At 49.8% G+C, this 18,231-nt stretch carries 17 protein-coding genes and 1 riboswitch; of the genes, 11 read left to right on the forward strand and 6 right to left on the reverse strand.

The genetic code is table 11. The features are described from left to right. The first annotated feature begins 259 nt into the window (after window positions 1-259). From codY to DWZ56_RS08180, 4 genes are all read left to right on the forward strand, one after another. A complete protein-coding gene (gene codY, locus DWZ56_RS08165; protein ID WP_118555852.1) occupies window positions 260-1,033 on the forward strand; it encodes a GTP-sensing pleiotropic transcriptional regulator CodY in 774 nt (257 codons plus the stop codon). A 275-nt stretch (window positions 1,034-1,308) separates the two neighbouring features. Continuing rightward, window positions 1,309-2,085, forward strand: coding sequence for a 30S ribosomal protein S2 (gene rpsB / locus DWZ56_RS08170; RefSeq protein WP_118555854.1), 777 nt, complete (start codon window positions 1,309-1,311; stop codon window positions 2,083-2,085). 61 nt (window positions 2,086-2,146) lie between these two features. Next, on the forward strand, window positions 2,147-3,073 hold the full coding sequence (gene tsf / locus DWZ56_RS08175; protein WP_118555856.1) for a translation elongation factor Ts: 927 nt from the start codon (window positions 2,147-2,149) through the stop codon (window positions 3,071-3,073). Between the two features lie 183 nt (window positions 3,074-3,256). Continuing rightward, window positions 3,257-3,355: riboswitch (NiCo riboswitch) on the forward strand. Further along, window positions 3,328-4,104, forward strand: a complete 777-nt coding sequence (locus tag DWZ56_RS08180; RefSeq protein WP_243095132.1) for a cation diffusion facilitator family transporter — start codon at window positions 3,328-3,330, stop codon at window positions 4,102-4,104. Its footprint overlaps the riboswitch before it by 28 nt. Window positions 4,105-4,202: 98 nt before the next feature. On the opposite strand, the gene DWZ56_RS08185 is transcribed toward DWZ56_RS08180, so the two are convergent. The 3 genes from DWZ56_RS08185 to DWZ56_RS08195 form a co-directional block, all read right to left on the reverse strand. Beyond that, window positions 4,203-5,546, reverse strand: a complete 1,344-nt coding sequence (locus DWZ56_RS08185; RefSeq protein WP_118555858.1) for an MATE family efflux transporter — start codon at window positions 5,544-5,546, stop codon at window positions 4,203-4,205. Next, window positions 5,543-6,574, reverse strand: coding sequence for a LacI family DNA-binding transcriptional regulator (locus DWZ56_RS08190; RefSeq protein WP_118555860.1), 1,032 nt, complete (start codon window positions 6,572-6,574; stop codon window positions 5,543-5,545). The genes DWZ56_RS08185 and DWZ56_RS08190 overlap by 4 nt, the downstream gene beginning before the upstream one ends. Window positions 6,575-6,656: 82 nt before the next feature. Then, window positions 6,657-7,649, reverse strand: a complete 993-nt coding sequence (locus DWZ56_RS08195) for a sialate O-acetylesterase (RefSeq protein WP_118555862.1) — start codon at window positions 7,647-7,649, stop codon at window positions 6,657-6,659. Window positions 7,650-7,949: 300 nt separating this feature from the next. Between DWZ56_RS08195 and DWZ56_RS08205 the strand changes: the two genes are divergently transcribed. The 3 genes from DWZ56_RS08205 (at window position 7,950) to DWZ56_RS08215 (ending at window position 10,218) form a co-directional block, all read left to right on the forward strand. After that, window positions 7,950-8,162 (forward strand): hypothetical protein, encoded by a 213-nt coding sequence (locus DWZ56_RS08205; protein ID WP_147369399.1) that lies wholly within the window; start codon window positions 7,950-7,952, stop codon window positions 8,160-8,162. Between the two features lie 91 nt (window positions 8,163-8,253). After that, the gene (locus DWZ56_RS08210) at window positions 8,254-9,621 is read left to right on the forward strand and encodes an aminopeptidase (RefSeq protein WP_118555868.1); all 1,368 of its coding nucleotides are present in this window, start codon (window positions 8,254-8,256) and stop codon (window positions 9,619-9,621) included. A 24-nt stretch (window positions 9,622-9,645) separates the two neighbouring features. After that, a complete protein-coding gene (locus DWZ56_RS08215) occupies window positions 9,646-10,218 on the forward strand; it encodes a rhomboid family intramembrane serine protease (protein ID WP_118555870.1) in 573 nt (190 codons plus the stop codon). 78 nt (window positions 10,219-10,296) lie between these two features. On the opposite strand, the gene DWZ56_RS08220 is transcribed toward DWZ56_RS08215, so the two are convergent. The 3 genes from DWZ56_RS08220 to DWZ56_RS08230 form a co-directional block, all read right to left on the reverse strand. Continuing rightward, window positions 10,297-11,703 (reverse strand): radical SAM protein, encoded by a 1,407-nt coding sequence (locus DWZ56_RS08220; RefSeq protein ID WP_243095134.1) that lies wholly within the window; start codon window positions 11,701-11,703, stop codon window positions 10,297-10,299. A gap of 143 nt (window positions 11,704-11,846) precedes the next feature. Continuing rightward, window positions 11,847-12,404: a manganese efflux pump gene (locus DWZ56_RS08225; RefSeq protein WP_158584498.1), complete on the reverse strand. Its 558-nt coding sequence runs from the start codon at window positions 12,402-12,404 to the stop codon at window positions 11,847-11,849. Between the two features lie 148 nt (window positions 12,405-12,552). Continuing rightward, entirely contained in the window at window positions 12,553-13,116 is a 564-nt protein-coding gene (locus DWZ56_RS08230) for a TetR family transcriptional regulator (RefSeq protein ID WP_118555876.1), read from the reverse strand. A 278-nt stretch (window positions 13,117-13,394) separates the two neighbouring features. Between DWZ56_RS08230 and DWZ56_RS08240 the strand changes: the two genes are divergently transcribed. The 4 genes from DWZ56_RS08240 to yicI all read left to right on the forward strand — a co-directional run bounded on the left by DWZ56_RS08240 (window position 13,395) and on the right by yicI (window position 18,227). Next, a complete protein-coding gene (locus DWZ56_RS08240) occupies window positions 13,395-13,697 on the forward strand; it encodes a helix-turn-helix domain-containing protein (RefSeq protein WP_118555878.1) in 303 nt (100 codons plus the stop codon). A gap of 146 nt (window positions 13,698-13,843) precedes the next feature. Continuing rightward, window positions 13,844-14,329 (forward strand): cytidylate kinase-like family protein, encoded by a 486-nt coding sequence (locus DWZ56_RS08245; RefSeq protein WP_118555880.1) that lies wholly within the window; start codon window positions 13,844-13,846, stop codon window positions 14,327-14,329. 171 nt (window positions 14,330-14,500) lie between these two features. Then, a complete protein-coding gene (locus DWZ56_RS08250; RefSeq protein WP_118555882.1) occupies window positions 14,501-15,877 on the forward strand; it encodes a M24 family metallopeptidase in 1,377 nt (458 codons plus the stop codon). Window positions 15,878-15,920: 43 nt separating this feature from the next. Continuing rightward, window positions 15,921-18,227 carry an alpha-xylosidase gene (gene yicI, locus DWZ56_RS08255; RefSeq protein WP_118555884.1) on the forward strand — a complete coding sequence of 769 codons (2,307 nt, stop codon included), beginning with the start codon at window positions 15,921-15,923 and terminating at the stop codon, window positions 18,225-18,227. The last annotated feature ends 4 nt before the right edge of the window (window positions 18,228-18,231 follow it).

The following is an 18,231-nucleotide window of genomic DNA, read 5'->3' on the forward strand; positions in this document are numbered from 1 at the left end:
ATGTCGCCAAGGCGACCCGCCGCAGGCGGAGAATCCCGCGGGCGGGATTCTTTTTATTAAGACATATCAGTTCAGACGCCGGAACTGTTATAGTATAATCGTGAAATAGTCATAAAAGAATATTAAAATACTTGTTATTATCAGAATTGTGTGGTAAAATCATAGTATATGTAGAATAGGCGGGTGTTCTGTTGGATAATACCCAAATATTTACTCTGAAAATGTGAATACTAGAAAAATATGAATAGGAGGGAACGGTATGAGCGTCCAGTTGCTGGATAAAACCAGAAAAATCAATAAGCTTCTGCATAACAACAGTTCTTCAAAAGTAGTGTTCAATGACATATGTGAAGTGCTTAGTGAGATATTAGATTCTAATGTGCTGGTGATCAGCAAAAAAGGAAAAGTGCTGGGGGTTGGTCTCTGCAATAATGTGGAGGAAATCAAAGAACTGATTGCCGACGAGGTGGGCGGACATGTGGACCATATGCTGAATGAGCGCCTTTTAAGCGTCCTCTCCACCAAAGAAAATGTAAATCTGGCTACCTTAGGTTTCGCTGAGGATTATGTGAAAAAGTATCAGGCGATTATCACGCCGATAGATATCGCGGGAGAGCGGCTTGGGACCCTGTTTCTGTATAAATCGGATGAGCAGTACGACATTGACGATATTATTCTAAGCGAATACGGCACCACGGTGGTGGGGCTGGAAATGATGCGTTCCGTAAATGAGGAGAATGCGGAGGAAGTCAGAAAGCTCAATATTGTGAAATCCGCTTTAAGCACTTTATCCGTATCGGAGCTGGAAGCGATACAGCATATATTTGATGAACTGGACGGCAACGAGGGAATCCTGGTTGCCAGCAAAATTGCGGACAGGGTGGGGATCACCAGATCCGTAATTGTCAACGCACTGCGAAAGTTTGAAAGCGCAGGCGTAATCGAATCCAGATCCTCCGGAATGAAGGGTACCTATATCAAAGTGGTGAACGATGTGATTTTTGACGAACTGGATAAGCTGAAAAAGAAATGATTTCCTAAAAAAGAATATGGCATAAAAACAGCCTGCTGCAGTTACGCCGCAGGCTGCTTTGACGTTTTGTGACAGCCGCTTATATGCCGCCAGCCGGATTTAATGCCGGATCCTTTGAGTTTTATGTAAAAATTGCTTGCACAATGATCCGCCCTATGCTACAATAGAAAGGCTGAAAAAACACGTGCGCAGTATTCCGAGGATGGTGCCTGGCATCAGGTTTCCGAGGAAGCGGATAGTGCGCGGAAGAAAAAAACCAAATGGAGGTAAGAAAAATGAGTGTTATTTCAATGAAACAGTTACTGGAAGCAGGTGTACATTTCGGACACCAGACAAGAAGATGGAACCCTAAGATGGCTCCTTACATCTATACCGAGAGAAACGGTATCTATATCATCGACCTGCAGAAATCCGTAGGCAAGGTGGACGAGGCATATAACGCAATCGTTGATATCGTTGCAAACGGCGGAACCATTCTGTTTGTAGGTACCAAGAAACAGGCTCAGGATGCAATTCAGACAGAGGCAGACCGCTGCGGTATGTATTATGTAAACCAGAGATGGCTGGGCGGTATGCTGACCAACTTCAAGACAATCCAGAGCAGAATTGCCAGACTGAAAGCGATTGAGACCATGCAGGAAGACGGCACTTTTGACGTACTGCCTAAGAAGGAAGTTATTGAATTAAAGAAAGAAATGGAAAAACTGGAGAAGAACTTAGGCGGCATCAAGGATATGAAGAGACTGCCTGATGCGATCTTCATCGTAGATCCCAAGAAGGAAAGAATCTGCGTACAGGAAGCGCATACTCTGGGCATTCCGTTGATCGGTATTGCCGATACAAACTGCGATCCGGAAGAGCTGGATTATGTAATCCCCGGCAACGACGATGCGATCAGAGCCGTTAAACTGATTGTGGCAAAGATGGCGGATGCTGTGATTGAAGCGAGCCAGGGCGAGCAGTACGGCGAGGCGGCAGAGGATGCTGCATATGTGGAAGAGAATACAGCGGAAGCTACCGATATCGAAGAAGTAGCTGCTGCGGAAGCATAAATATAGAGAAGCATTAGATCGTCGGCGTTTAGCTGATGACATTACAGGAGGTTATAAGATCATGGCAGCTATTACAGCAGGAATGGTAAAAGAATTAAGAGAGTTGACCGGTGCGGGCATGATGGACTGCAAGAAGGCTCTGGCCGCTACCGACGGTGATATGGACAAGGCAGTGGAGTTCTTAAGAGAAAAAGGACTTGCGGCTGCTGCTAAGAAAGCCGGCAGGATTGCGGCAGAAGGTCTCGTAACAATCGTTACGGACGGAGACAGCAGGGCGGCGATCGTAGAAGTGAACTCCGAGACAGACTTCGTTGCGAAGAACTCTGATTTCCAGGAGTATGTAAAGGAAGTTGCACAGCAGGCATTAAACAGTGATGCTGCGGATATGGACGCGTTTATGGCTGAAGCCTGGGCAAAGGATACCTCTAAAACCGTAGCACAGGAACTGTCCAGCAAGATCGCTGTGATCGGTGAGAATCTCAGCATCAGAAGATTTGAGAAAATTACCGCAGAGAACGGCTGTGTAGTAGGATATATCCATGGCGGCGGAAGGATCGGCGTTGTGGTGGAAGCGGTAACCGATGTGGTAAACGATGCTGTTAAGGAAGCCCTTAAGAACGTGGCTATGCAGGTTGCGGCTCTGAAGCCTCTGTATGTATGCAGGGAAGAAGTTTCCCAGGATTTCATCGATAAGGAAACAGAGATCCTCAAAGTTCAGGCTAAGAATGAGAATCCTGACAAGCCGGACAATATCATCGACAAGATGATCATCGGCCGTCTGAACAAAGAGTTAAAAGAGTTCTGCCTGGTTGACCAGCAGTATGTAAAAGACGGCGATCTGACCGTTGCAAAGTATCTGCAGAGCGTTTCCAAGGAAGTTGGAGCAAACATCAGCATAAAGAGATTTGTGCGCTTTGAGACCGGAGAAGGTCTGGAGAAAAAATCCGAAAATTTCGCTGAGGAAGTAGCAAAGCAGATGGGCAAATAAGCCTGATTAAAAATAGTAGTAAACGCTGGAAACTTTGATGTTTCCAGCGTTTTTTTGTTTTGCTATACGGCTGGAAAGCCTGCTTAAATAGGGTTCATTAAATTCTCTTGACTGTTATCGAAAAATATGTTATATATTAAGCACTCTTTGCACTGCATTACATTCTCTTGGAATGCGAGATCAACAGTACAAGCTGAGCAGGCGATGATACGTTAGTGTCGTGGGGCCGGGCCGCCAGATCAGGTGGCAGCAGATTGAATTTCACACATCTGTGGGACAGTTGTATGTTCCATAGGTGTGTTTTTTTACACATTTGCAGATTCTCTGTCAAATCAGCTATCAACGAAAACACAATTATTAGAAAGTTATCATCTGTAAGCATTGTCGGAAACGTGTTAATTACCGGAATTGGAGTCGGTAAAGCAGGGGTACAAAATATTTTGGCCAGAAATTATGAGACTCTTGCAGTTCCAGGTATGATTGCACTCATTGCAGCGGTTCTGTCTATCGTTGGGAAAGAGGCTATGTACTGGTATACAAGGTATTATGCAAAGATCATTGATTCGGCTGCATTTATGGCGGATGCATGGCATCACAGATCGGATGCTTTTTCTTCCATCGGTTCCCTCGTTGGCATCGGTGGTGCAATGCTTGGTTTCCCGGTGTTGGATTCTGTTGCCAGTGTTGTAATTTGTTTGTTCATTTTAAAAGTTTCCTGTGATATACTGCGGGATGCTGTAAAAAAAATGCTGGATACATCCTGTAATGCAGACTATGAGAAAAAACTGGATGATTGTATCCGTTCACAGGAAGAGGTTATTCGCGTTGATTTACTCCAGTCCAGAATGTTCGGGAATAAGGTATATATTGATCTGGAAATAGCAGTTGACGGTGACAAATCCCTTCGTGAAGCCCATCGAATCGCCGAGCAGGTTCATGACAGGGTAGAGAAAAACTTTCCGGAGATTAAGCATATCATGATTCATGTCAATCCGGCAGAAGCTGTCACAAACCTGAATAGCGGATCCTGAATGTTGGGAGTGAAGCATATTTCCAGGTAGGAACCATCCAGTGGATGAGCCACCCGAGGAAAGACGCGCTGGAATCCATCCGTCAGATCGCGGCATGGCTATACCACTTTTTTGCACCACCTGTTGCTGAAATAATATACGGTACAGATGATTACCGCGCTAAACGTGCCGGTGGGGGTGGCGATGCCGACACCGAGGAGGCCCAGACCGAGCGTCCTGGCGCAAAAGTATGCCACCGGCACGCGCACGATCACGGAGGAAACGATGGACGGTATCATCGAAAAGAGCGTATGGCCGCTGCCGTTGCACAGGCCGTTTAACGGAAAGCACAGCGCTACCAGCAGGTAATCGAGGGCTGTAATCCGCAGATAGGGAAGCGCCTCATTAATTACGCCTGCATCCTGAACCAGCAGGCCCATAATGGAGGAAGGAAACAGCTGCACAATGGCGAACATGGCTGTGGATATGGCCAGGCAGATCATAATGCTGTATTTTAAAGTGCTGCGCACCCGGTCATATTTGTCGGCGCCCACATTCTGTCCGGTCATGGAGGCCACGGACATGCCTACAGCGGTCGCGGGCATCTGGGCGAAATTGTTGACCTTGGAGGCCAGTGATACTCCGGATGCGGCATTGACGCCGAGACTGTTGATTATGGAGGAAACCATCAAAAATCCGCCGGATACAATGGCGCTCTGGATCGCGTCGGGCAGCCCCAGCTGAAAGAGCTTCGCCGCTTTCGCCGGATAGATGCGGAAACTTGAGGGTTTAAAATCAAAGAAAAACTCCCGCTTTTTCAGATACAGGATGCAGCCGGTCAGAGCCACCGCCTGCGATGCGACCGTGGCGATCGCCGCCCCCTCCACGTCCATATGAAACACGCCGACGAGCAGCAGATCCAGGACGATGTTGAGAAGACAGGAGGTGACGCCGAAATACATCGGCGTTTTGGAGTCGCCGAGCCCCCGAAGCACGGATCCCACCGCATTGTATCCAAAGATAAATACGGAACCGATCATGCAGATGGAGAAGTAGGACCTGGTCTGATCAAAGGCTTCTGCCGGGGTGTTCAGGGCTCTTAATATGTAAGGCGCAGAAATCAGGGTGAGCGCGGTGGATATGACGGCCAGGATCAGCATGACGCCGAAGGTGGTGCTGACGGTTTCTTTAATCTCTTTCTCATTTTTCATGCCGGCATACTGGGCGGTCATGATTGCGCCGCCGTTGCAGAGTCCTACAATCGTAAATGTGATGGTATCCGTAATGCTGGCCCCGATCGAGGCGCCGGCTATGCCGGAAGATCCGCAGAAGCGGCTGATCACCATGATGTCCGCAATGCTATAGAACGCCTGAATCAGGTTGGTCAGGAAAAACGGGATAGAAAAATAGAGCAGGGCTTTTGGGATACTGCCCGTTGTAAAGTCTCTGATGTTCTTGTTCACTGATAACTGCCTCCTTGAGTTCCTTTATTCTGGGTGAAACGGGCGGACTGCCTTTCGATGATCTGCTGGCGGACGATATAGGACTCCGCATCTTTTTTATCCAGCAGCGCCATCAGCAGATCAAAACAGCGCCGGGTCAGTTCTTCCACATCCTGATGAACCGTTGTGACCGAAGGGATGAAATAAGCGGAGGAGAGCTGGTCATCAAAGCCGGTAACGGAGAGTTCCTCCGGTATCCGGATGTGGCAGGCGTGCGCCGCGCTGATGATCCCCTGGGCGATCAGATCGTTGGATGTGACGATGACTTCGGGAAGATCAAAACGAAGCTCTGACAGAAAGAGTTCATAGCTGCCCAAAAGCTTATCGTCGTGCAGCCGCTTATCAAACACAGAAGCAGCCTGTGCATCCGCATGCGCCTCAAGCGTCTGATGATAACCGTTGAACCGTTCCTTCAGATTATCCTGTCCCTCCGTCGGTTCACCGACATACAGAAATTTTCGGTATCCTCTCTCATACAGCGCTTCTGTCAGCTTCCCCATGGTCTCTCGGTTATTAAATGTGACCGACACGATTCCAGGCAGATGGCGGTCACCGGTGACAACCGGAACAGAACGGTCTACCAGTTCCTGTATCAGACCGTGATCCCTGTGGTCTCCGATGAAGATGATTCCGTCAACGCGCCGTTCCATCAGAGCCTGCAGCCCGTCTCTTTCCGCTTCGGCAGACGGGCCGCTTTCCATAAAAAGCACGGTATATCCGCAGCTCCTCGCATGCTTTAACAGCCAGGATGCACAGCTTGCATAAAATTCGCCGGATATGTCGGGGAAAACGACCCCGATGCTCCGGCTTTTTTCACGTCTTAGGCACTGCGCAGCAGTATTTGGCGTGTAATTTAGCTGCCTGGCGGCCTCTCTTACCCTTTGACTGGTCTCTTCGGATATGGGAGCTCCTCCCGAAAGCACACGGGAGACCGTGGAGGCAGATACTCCGGCAGCCCGTGCGATATCTTTAATGGTTGCTTTTTTCATTTAAACCTCCGACAATGCAAACGTTTGCATTGAATCCAATACCATTTATACCACAATTTATCTGAAATGTCGATACACAATTTTAAATAAGTGTCCGGACAGCCCGCGCAATCCGCCGGGATATGGGGAGCTTATAGACCGGATGAATCCTGTCGGGTTCACCAAGATCGTCGTTTTGTACAAATATTACGTTGGGGATTGCGTCCGCCGCTTTCCGCTGCGCATCCTGAAGCTTTTTCCAGCCGGCAGCGCCATGCGCATAGGAATGGATTTGGACAAGGATAAAAGGCAGCGTTTCGTCCACCAGGTCTCTTCTCCAGTTGGAGATAAGAAGTGCCAGAAGTTTGTCATAGATTGCGGCTTCGGCAGGAGAGGTGTTGCTTTCCCCCTGATACCAGATGACACAGCACATGGAATAGGGAGCAACGGTGCGGAACATGGAATGATAGAGATAACCGTCCGGATTCCAGGCAGAAAACAGCTTCAGATCACAGTGTCTGTCCTGATCGGGAATCACAAACGGCGATGTGTGAAGCAGCGCTTCATCCATCCAGGACTGTATGACAGAGGCTCCTTTGCAGCAGGAGATAATGCCGATGGCAGTATTTTTTGTCCTCTGAATCATCTGGCCGAAGTGATAGGGAATTGCAGACCAGCAGATCCCCGTATCCGCCTCACAGCATACCCAGCTTTGTGGGAAATATTCCGCCGTATCCATCAGCAATGGCCGCGGCACAGTGAAAAGGCGCAGCATGGAATTGTCTTCATACTGAAATTGATCCGAAGTTTCGTCCATCTTCAGCTGCATATTGGATTGACCGGCGCACAAAAAGACATATCCCAGCATAAGATCATGCAGGCATACGATCTGTCCGTCAAGATTGATTTCCATCTCATAAGGCCCGCCGGCCGGATGGGGAGAGAGCATGATACACCAGGTTTCGCCCGCGGATATCACTGTTTTTGTTTCATTCAGAAATGTGACGGAGACTCTGCCTGAGCCGGTTCCGAATACATGGACCGGCCTGTCACACTGCAGAACGGCCTTATCACAAAATAGCGGATTGAGTTTCATACTGTGTCCTCCTCTTTGAACTTACAAAATGATAGTAGTTTATTTTCAATCCGCAGTCAAGCAGAAGTGCCGGTTGTATGACAATAAAGGACTGCATCTCAAAAATTTTGTAAAAAGACAGCATACGGCTTGTGATATGCGCACGGATGTGAGATCAGCGGCACCAATCAGGGAATCCGCATGAAGTCCATGAGAGGCAGGGGCGGCTATGCAAAGTATATCTGGTTCGAGGATATTGCGCTGAACGGCATCCTGGAAGAAGCGGTGCAGATCAGCATGTTCTAAAATTACAGCACAGTGGTGCCAAAAAGCGACGCGCCCACCAGGTTTGAAGGGATCCATCTTAAAAACATCAAAGGAAATGCGGGTAAAACCGCGGTGGAAATCCGCGGTCTGCCGGAATGCCCGATGGGAAGCCTGTGGATGGAAAATATCCGCCTGACCGCAAAGCAGACGCTGGCAGTAAGCGATGCGGGCGCAGCGCAGAATAAAGAATCCGGACGCGGAGAATAACAGCGCAGAATAAAGAATCCGGACGCTTTACCTGTCTTGGATATGATGATATAATAGAGAAATCTAAACAGATACATAAAGGAGAGCTGGAATGGAGAACTTATGGACAAGTTATTCTGAAAATCAGAAAGAAAATGCGGAAAAAATGGCTATCCGCTACAGGGAGTGCATCGATGCATGTAAAACAGAGCGTGAATGCGTGAGAAAAGCAGCTGCGCTTGCAAAAGCAGAGGGATTTTCCGATCTGTGGGAAATCGTTCGGGAGGGCAGAAGCGTTCAGCCCGGAGATAAAGTATATGCAGTTTATATGGACAAAGCCATCGTATTATTCAGGATGGGCAGCCAGCCGCTGGAGCAGGGAATGAATATCCTGGGAGCCCATATAGACAGTCCGAGAATTGATATCAAGCAGAATCCTCTCTATGATGAAGAGGGGCTGGCATATCTGGACACGCATTATTACGGCGGAATCAAGAAATACCAGTGGCTTTCCCAGCCTTTGGCCATCCACGGAGTGGTTGCGAAAAAGGACGGATCAGTGGTGGATGTGGTGATCGGTGAGAAAGATGAGGATCCTGTATTTGTGATCACGGATCTGCTGGTACATCTGTCCGGAGAGCAGATGGAACGTAAAGCAGGCAAAGTGATTGACGGTGAGAAGCTGGATCTTTTAATCGGAAGCAAGTCATTTACTGCCGAGGGAACCGTGAAGGATGCGATGCTCGAAATACTTAACAAACAGTACGGCATTGAGGAAGGGGACTTCCTATCTGCAGAGCTTGAGATTGTTCCCGCCGGAAAATCCAGGGATTGCGGGCTGGACCGCAGCATGGTGATCGGATACGGCCAGGATGACAGGGTGTGTGCATTTACCTCGCTGTTTGCGGTTTTAGATGAGGGGAATGTGGAGAAAACGGCCTGCTGTATCCTGGTGGATAAAGAGGAGATCGGCAGCACCGGCGCTACCGGCATGCAATCCAGATTCTTTGAACATATGGTGGCGGAGCTCATGGACCGCGCCGGAGAATTCAGCGAGCTGAAGCTGCGCAGGGCGCTGCGCAATTCCAGGATGCTCTCATCCGATGTCAGCGCTGCCTATGATCCGCAGTTTTCTGACCGTTTTGAGAAGAAAAACTCAGCATATTTCGGCCGGGGGATCGTCTTCAATAAATACACCGGTTCTAGAGGAAAGAGCGGCTCCAATGATGCCAATGCGGAGTACATCGCATTTATAAGAGAAGTTATGGAACGAAACGGAGTGGCGATACAGACTGCAGAACTGGGCGCAGTGGATATCGGAGGCGGCGGAACCATCGCTTATATCCTGGCGCAGTACGGCATGGAAGTGATTGACAGCGGTATCCCCGTGCTCAGCATGCATGCTCCTTGGGAGATCACCTGTAAGGTGGATATCTATGAGGCCTACAGGGGCTACCGCGCGTTTATCCTGGAAAAGTAACAGGCATGGAGGGGGAATTGCACATTGTGGAACAGACTGCAGAAACATATTTCCGTTAACTCACCGGTCATACTGGGGTTTACGGGGATCTGCCTGATGGCGCTGATATTGGGCCAGATCACGGGAGGCGTGTCAAACACCCTGCTTTTCAGCGTATACCGCGCATCTCTCTTAAACCCTCTGACCTATGTAAGGCTGGTGGGGCATATATTCGGACATGCGGGCTGGGCACACTTTTCCGCAAATATCACGATGATCCTGTTAGTCGGACCGCTTCTGGAGGAAAAGTATGGCAGCCGTAATCTGCTGTTTGTTATGCTGGCGACAGCGGTCATAACCGGCGCGGTGCACATGCTGCTGTTCCCGCACACCGCGCTGCTTGGGGCCAGTGGAGTCGTCTTCGCCTTTATCATACTCTCTTCCTTCACAGGCGTGACGGATAAAAAGATTCCACTGACCTTCATCGTGATCTCAGCCATTTACCTGGGCGGCCAGATTTACGATGCCGTGTTTGTGAGAGATAATATTTCAAACCTGACCCATATACTGGGAGGCGTGGTCGGCGGTGTGCTGGGTTTTCGCATGAACCGGCATTAAGGAGGAAGTCTTCGGACTTCCTCCTGTCAGTGTAATCGGATCAGTTAAAGGATCGAATCAGTTAGGTAATCTGACCGGTTAATGAAATTTTTCTGCGGATGAATCTTTGTACACATCTTTGTAATTCTGGTAATATTCCTTGTGATGCCCGTTTTCCCGCCACAGCCTGTCTGCGGACTCCGCCCAGTTCTCGGCGTATTCCCTGCATTTGCCGCACAGATGTTCTCCGCTTTCCGGAGACTTAAGATCGGTTGAAACCGCGCCGGTCTCCTTAAGCATGCGCTCCAGTATTTCCGGGTTTTCCAGCATGGGGCAGGGGCGGAGATGGTTTTCATTGAAAGGCTGGCGGTCGCGGTAGGCCATGAACAGGGGCTGTCTTAGCGCATCCAGCAGAGAGACCTCCCGGATATTCGCGCCGGAATAATGGATGAAGACACAGGGCTCCGCATCCCCGTTGGCATTGATATGCATATAATTGCGGCCGCCTGCGATACAGCCGCCTACAAATTCCCCGTCGTTTTGGAAATCCATAGCGAAGATCGGTTTGCCGCCATCGCTCCCTCTGATCTCTCTGACGCGGCGGTACATGTATTCGCGCTGGTCCCGGGTGGGGAGCAGTTCCACCGCAGCATCGTTACCTACGGGCATATAGTGGAAATACCAGGTGTACCGGCAGCCTTTTTCAATGATCATATCCAGAAACTCATCGGAAGTCACTGTTTCAACATTTTTGCTCGTGTAGCAGATAGAGGTGCCAAAGATCAGTCCATGGGATTTCATCAGATCCATGGCCTCCATGGCCTTTGAAAAGCTGCCGCTGCCTCTGCGGGAGTCGTTGACCTCTTCATAGCCTTCCAGGCTTAGGGATACGGAGAAATTGCCCACCCGGGCCATCTCGCTGCAGAATTCATCATCGATCAGCGTTCCGTTGGTAAACGCATGAAACGCACAGTCGTTATGCTTTTCACAGAGCCGGATCAGGTCTTTTTTCCTCATCAGCGGTTCACCGCCGGTATACATATAGAAATAGATGCCCAGTTCTTTCCCCTGGGTGATGATGCGATCGAGTTCCTCATAGGTCAGGTTCAGCTTATGGCCGTACTCTGCGGCCCAGCATCCCGTACAATGCATATTGCAGGCGCTGGTAGGGTCCATGAGAATCAGCCATGGAATGTTGCACTGGTATCTGCGCCTGTTTTCGCGAATGGTTTTTGTCCCAAAATAAGCGGCTTCAAAGCCCAGATTCAAAGCGGTCATCTTAAGCACATGGGGGTCTGTTTCATCCATGAGCCGGTACAGATACCGCATCCACTTGCTGTCCTCATCGCGCACTATATTTCTGGCCCCATCATAGCTTTTTTCTGAAAACATGTCCCCGGCTATTTTCTCCACCACATCGATTAAATGCAGCAGGTTCGCCTGCCTGTCCTTATTTACATAGTGGATGACTCCGTCAATTGTCCTGCTCACCAGTGCCCGTTCCATTTTGTGTGCTGCCGTCATAAGATTCCTGTCTGCGCGCTGCGGCGCGCTCCTAGTAGTCTGTGCTCTATGCACACGGACTTGGGAAACAGACTACCAGATAACTGCTGCTGAATACACATATTTATTCAGCAGCTTAAATACTGCTATAATACAATGCTTACGGCCAGTGCGGCCATCAGACATCCGTCTGCTGTGCAGAGAAACCTGCGCCGCGTCACACCGTTTAAGTAACCGTAGCTAAAACCCGCTAAGGCTGCGAAGAACGCCAGACATACGATACAGATTCCTGACCAGGGGGAGCAGTAATAGTAAAGGCTCATCCCTGCGGCCAGGGCTTCTCCTCCGGTTCTGGCTGAGATCCGGACACATTGCCACAGACTTAGGCGCGGATGCCGTTCTTCAGGCAGGGAGTCCGCCCTTAAGGCGTCCCGGATCCTGTGGCAGCCGATACCTGCCAGTATGGCAAAGGTGGTATATTTGTAGAAACGGCTTAGAAGATGTATCTGAAAGACTCTTTCCACCAGCCAGGTGGCCGCAATCCCTAATGACTGCATTCCCAGCTGTACGGATACAAAGACAACGGCTGTCTGCAGTATACGCTTTTTATCCAGCCCGGCCTGGGTGGCTCCGCATTCCATCATGATTACGAAAATATGCAGCGAAATGCCGATGGCCACCGGCATGCTCCATAAAACCCTCAATGCCCCACCTCCCCGCATCTGATATCTCCATTATAGAAGAACACAGTATGAATAGAATGGTTAAAGTGCAGCATCTGTCAGCGTGGCAATGACAAAAAAGCCGAAATGTCGTCATAATGCGACATTTCGGCTTTTATGAATATCTACGTTATTCTTTGCGTTTCCCGCGCAGTAAATCTTCAATTGAATTGGTCAGCAGTATATCGTATAGCTGCATCAGCGTGTCCACCGGTATTTTTTCTTTCTCATTCAGCCATTTGGTCAGAGTATATTCAAAAATATTTGCGCAGAATTCCGCCATTCGAAGAGGTGTGATCATCTGATGAAGCGGCTTAATAATCTGCTGCTGGAAGATAGGCATGAAGGCCTGCAGGAAAGCGCTGTGAAGGATCTCACGGAAGGAGTTCTGTCCCTCCCTGTTGATTTCATGACGGTAGAAATCATAATTTTCTTCCATACGGGTCAGCATAAAGACCATCGCTTCACGGACCAGCCCGCTGTTTAACAGGGGGAGCATGGGCTCCATGACCTCATGATTAAAGATATATTCCACAACCTGATATTTGTCTTCAAAATGATTGTAGAACGTGGGCCTCATCAGGCCTGCCCCGTCGGTGATATCCTTAATCCGTATTTTTTCAATGGGTTTGTCCTTCATCAGCTTTTTTAGGCTGTCTGCAATCAACTGAGCAGTATCCGCACCTTTTATCACTTGCTTCACCTCATCTGAATTCTGATGCACAATCGTTACCTGATACAAATAATTTAGCTGATTTATATAGCAATGTCAAATATTTTTCCGGAGCGGCAGCGCGTCCCTATGGGGACTATGCTCTGCCCCGCTATGCGCGGGACGTTTACGGCAGATGTGAATAGTAACAGGGATTTGTATGGGATGATGTTCAAATGAATAATGAAGCCAATACTTATTAATACTATTTTGATACCTAATTGAACGGTATAATGCTATCAGAAATGGAGGGTTGCTGAGTGGATACTGCGAAAAGAATAAGCCAGCTGCTGGAGGAACGCGGGTGGACCAAGTATAAATTGGCTATAGAAGCCGGCCTGTCGCAATCAACGATTGCAAATCTGTTCAGAAGAAACAATACGCCCACTTTATCTACGCTGGAGGCGATCTGTGAGGCCTTTGGCATCACTGTGATCCAGTTCCTTTCAGAGGGGGAGGATGTGCCGGGACTGTCGGAGGAACAGAAGGAGTTATTCGTCAGATGGTCCACGCTGACCAAGGAGCAGAGGATCGCGTTGCTGGAGCTTATGAAAACCATGTGAGGAAATATATACTTTGCTGCCGCCCTGCACAGGGCGGCTGAAAACTTTCTTGCAACTTCCCTGGCAATAGAGTATACTATATGCATGACTATTTTCCTGGGGGATCCATTGCCCCGTTAGACTACGGATACAAAGGAGGCGTTACTATGAAATTAGTGATCACCATGAGCCGGCGGTTCGGTACGGGGGCCAGCATTATAGCGAAGGAACTGGCAGAAAAACTGCAGATTCCTGTCTATGACAAAGTATATCTGGAAAATGAACTGGATGAGGCCGATTTTGAGACAGAGGCAGCCTTGATCCGGGAACTGGCTGAACAGCCGTGCATTCTTCTTGGGCGCTGCGCGTCCGAGATACTTGCGGACAAACCGAATCTTTTTAATATCTATATCTGTGCAGACAAGGAAGACCGTATCCGCAGAATCATGAAGCTGGAGTCAATATCCTATGAGGATGCGAAAGTGGAAGTCGAAAAGACCGACGAAGAAAGAGCGAAGTATTACTATGAACATACGGGCAAGGTGTGGGGAGATGTGAACAACTATCACATGATACTGGATACCTCACAGCTGGGCGTGGAAAATTGCGCCGGCATACTGATGAAGTATTTTGAACGGATGGAATATATCTGATTAAAACATGGGTGTACTCATAAAACATTATAAGAATAGTTTCCGGAAACGGCGTAGCTGCGGCTATGCCGTTTCTCTATACTATAGCAATTAACCTTCATTCTGCCGCTAAGGGGTTTCCCTTTGTATGATAAGGACGTATAATGAATTCAGAAGAGGGAGGGAGTATATATGAGCATTGCATTAAGACCGGTCAAAAAGCCGGAGCTTATGAGGGCGTTACCGACCGTTTTAAAGGATGAAACCATGCTGGTAAGAAAACAGAAAGTGATTGAGGGCATGGAGAGGTGGGGGCTGGATGTGCTGATCCTCTATGCGGATGTGGAGCACAGCGGCAATTTCGAATATCTGACAGGGTTTATCCCCCGATTTGAAGAGGCGCTGCTCATACTGCACAGAACTGGAAGGGTCTGCATGATTTTAGGCAATGAAAATCTGGATAAATGCAGGAGGTCACGCATCGACGCAGAGCCGCTTCTGTTTTCCGGCTTTTCACTTCCCAATCAGCCGGATGATTCGGCGGATGCGCTGGATGGGCTGTTAAGGAAGGCCGGACTGGCGCCGGATGAAAGTGTCGGCGTGGTGGGATGGAAGCTGATGGAAAAGAAGGGTCAGAAGGGGGAATGTGAATTTGATATTCCGTATTACATCATGATGGCGGTGAAGTCGGTTATGAACGGCCGGGGTTCGCTGGTCAATGCCGCCGGTCTCTTTCTGGATCCGGACTGCGGTGTGAGAATCACCGCTGATGCGGATGAGATCGCGCATTATGAGTATGGAGCTTCGCTGGCATCCAACTGCGTGCAGGACGCGATGGATGCGCTGGCGGTCGGCAGAAGTGAGATCGAAACCGCCAATGCCATGCGCACGGACGGCCAGAGAAATTCTGTGGTGACAGTCTGCGCATTTGGGGAGCGGTTTGTGAAGGGAAATCTGTATCCGTCGGGAAAGAAGCTTTCTCTGGGAGATCCCGTATCAATCACGGTGGGGATGAAGGGAGGCCTAAGCAGCCGTTCGGGATATGCGGTATATGAAGAGGGGCAGATACCGGTTCCGGCTTATATAGAATCCCTCGCCATGCCGTATTTTAACGCACAGAAGATATGGCTGGAGACGCTGCGCATCGGTTTGACCGGCGGCCAGCTCTATGATGCGGTGGAATCTGCACTGCCCAGGAGTGAATTCCGCTGGTATTTGAATCCGGGTCATTTTACCGCGGATGAGGAATGGACATCATCACCGGTGTATGCGGGTTCTAGGATACGGTTTAAAAGCGGCAATATGATACAGCTGGACATCATACCTAAAAAGCCGGGATTTGGCGGCGCCGGGGCGGAGGACGGTCTGGTGATGGCGGATGAGACATTGAGACGGCAGTTAAGAAAAGAGTATCCGAAGCTGTGGCAGAGGATGCAGATAAGGAGGGACTATATCCGGGAGGAACTCGGCATCCAAATCGGCGAGGAGCTGCTGCCGCTCTCCAACACGCTGGCATACCATACGCCTCTGTTCCTGAACCGGGAGATGGCTTTTACCGCGGCAAACTGACGGAACGAACCGGAAAAACGTAAAGAAGGAAGGAAATTAACAGATGAAATTTACAGACGGATATTGGGTGACGAAACCGGAATACAGGCCGGAATTTGTGGAAGAGATCTATTGTGCTAAGCGGTATGGGGACGGGCTTAGGGCGTATGGCCCTTACCGCAGGATTACGGACCGGGGCGCCACTCTCAATATCGGGCAGATGACCGTCACGGTTACTGCTCCGATGGAAAATGTATTGAAAGTGCATCTCGCAAACCACATGGGAAGCTACATAACAACGCCTGTTTATGAGCTATGCGGGGATCAGGAATTTCACGCCGCCGTGGAAACGGATCAGGACGGAGCCAGGATCATGAGCGGCAGTCTGGCCCTGGAGTTAAAAAAGGGCAGCCCGCAGCTTAACTTTCTGGCGGATGGCCGGCCGCTGACCAAGGCAGCTCCCCGCTCCACCTCCATGATGCATCATCGGGACGGGAAAAATTACCTGGTCACCGGCCTGTCGCTGGATACGGGGGAGCTGGTTTATGGTCTGGGCGAGCGGTTCACGCCATTTGTCAAAAACGGCCAGAATGTGGATATGTGGAATGAGGACGGCGGTACGGCCAGCGAAATCAGCTATAAAAACATTCCGTTTTATATGACAAGCAAAGGCTACGGCGTATTCGTCCGCCATTCGGGCCGGGTCAGCTTTGAGGTGGGGAGCGAGAAGGTGGAAACCGTTCAGTTTTCTGTGGAAGGCGAGGAGCTGGAATACTGCCTGATCTATGGCCCCACACCGAAGGAGATCATCCTTAGATATACAGCGCTTACAGGCCGGGCGCCTTTGCTGCCGAAGTGGAGCTTTGGGCTGTGGCTGACCACTTCATTTATCACAGACTATGATGAAAAAACCGTCAGCTATTTCATTGACGGAATGGAGGAGAGGGGAATTCCGCTCCATGTATTTCATTTCGACTGCTTCTGGATGAAAGGTTTTCACTGGTGCGATTTTCAGTGGGATGAAGAGATGTTTCCGGATCCGGAAGGAATGCTTGGGCGTCTGCATGACCGCGGCCTGAAGGTCTGTGTGTGGATCAATCCTTATATCGCTCAGCAATCGCCGCTGTTTGAGGAGGGGATGAAGAAGCATTACCTGCTGATGAGAGAGGACGGCTGTGTCTGGCAGTGGGATATGTGGCAGGCCGGCATGGCGGTTGTGGATTTTACCAATCCGGAAGCCTGGGACTGGTATCAGGAGAAGCTGAAGGCGCTGCTGGATATGGGAGTGGATTGCTTTAAGACAGATTTCGGAGAACGGATACCGGTAAATGTGCGCTATCATGACGGTTCCGATCCGGTAAAAATGCATAATTACTATACCCTGCTGTATAACAGGTGCGTATTCCAGCTCTTAGAAAGAGAAAAGGGACGGGCGGATGCGGTGATATTTGCCAGGAGCGCCACCGCCGGCGGGCAGCAGTATCCGGTGCACTGGGGCGGAGATTCCACCAGCCAGTATGTATCCATGGCTGAGAGCTTAAGGGGAGGCCTGTCTTTGATGGACAGCGGCTTCGCATTCTGGAGCCATGATATCGGCGGCTTTGAGGACAGCGGTTCGCCGGATCTCTATAAACGCTGGGTGGCCTTCGGCATGCTCTCTTCCCACAGCAGGCTGCACGGTTCCAGCTCTTACAGAGTGCCGTGGAATTATGATGAGGAGGCCTGTGAGGTGCTGAAGGCGTTTACGAAGCTGAAATGCAGGCTGATGCCGTATCTCTATACCGCCGCCGTCCGTGCTCATCTGACGGGAATTCCCGTGATGCGGCCGATGCATATGGAATTTTGGCAGGACAGAAACTGCGCCTATCTGGACCGTCAGTATATGCTGGGGGACAGCGTGCTGGCCGCCCCGGTATTTTCGGAAGACGGTGAGGAGAGCTGCTATCTGCCGGAGGGCACCTGGACCCATCTGCTGTCCGGCAAAATTGTGGAAGGTGGGAGATGGTTTACCGACCGCTACGATTATTTCAGCCTCCCTCTGTTCGTGAAAGATGGGAGCATCCTTCCTTTTGGAAAATGCGATATTACGCCGGATTATGAGCTGGCGGACCGGGCGGAGTACAGAGTATACGGCATTAAAAAGGACGCTTATACGGAGATATGGGACAGTGACGGGCAGAAAAAGGCATCTCTGACCATGAAGGTGCTGGATGGAGCTCTGCGGTTTCGGATGGAGGGAAAAGAAAACGGACGCGTACTGTTAAGTGGAGTATTTTCAGTGCGGGAAGCTTGGAACTGTGAAACAGAGAGAACGGAGGCCGGCGTTTGCCTGATTCCAAAAAGCGGAGAGTTTGGCATCACCCTACGCTGAAGAT

The sequence above is a fragment of the Lachnotalea sp. AF33-28 genome, assembly GCF_003477885.1.
GTDB lineage: Bacteria > Bacillota > Clostridia > Lachnospirales > Lachnospiraceae > AF33-28.

Bases quoted from the DNA above. Each gene is read 5' to 3' on its own strand.
- codY (WP_118555852.1), top strand. From the start codon at position 260: ATGAGCGTCCAGTTGCTGGATAAAACCAGAAAAATCAATAAGCTTCTG.
- rpsB (WP_118555854.1), top strand. From the start codon at position 1,309: ATGAGTGTTATTTCAATGAAACAGTTACTGGAAGCAGGTGTACATTTC.
- tsf (WP_118555856.1), top strand. From the start codon at position 2,147: ATGGCAGCTATTACAGCAGGAATGGTAAAAGAATTAAGAGAGTTGACC.
- DWZ56_RS08190 (WP_118555860.1), bottom strand. From the start codon at position 6,574: ATGAAAAAAGCAACCATTAAAGATATCGCACGGGCTGCCGGAGTATCT.
- DWZ56_RS08195 (WP_118555862.1), bottom strand. From the start codon at position 7,649: ATGAAACTCAATCCGCTATTTTGTGATAAGGCCGTTCTGCAGTGTGAC.
- DWZ56_RS08210 (WP_118555868.1), top strand. From the start codon at position 8,254: ATGGAGAACTTATGGACAAGTTATTCTGAAAATCAGAAAGAAAATGCG.
- DWZ56_RS08220 (WP_243095134.1), bottom strand. From the start codon at position 11,703: ATGGAACGGGCACTGGTGAGCAGGACAATTGACGGAGTCATCCACTAT.
- DWZ56_RS08245 (WP_118555880.1), top strand. From the start codon at position 13,844: ATGAAATTAGTGATCACCATGAGCCGGCGGTTCGGTACGGGGGCCAGC.
- DWZ56_RS08250 (WP_118555882.1), top strand. From the start codon at position 14,501: ATGAGCATTGCATTAAGACCGGTCAAAAAGCCGGAGCTTATGAGGGCG.
- yicI (WP_118555884.1), top strand. From the start codon at position 15,921: ATGAAATTTACAGACGGATATTGGGTGACGAAACCGGAATACAGGCCG.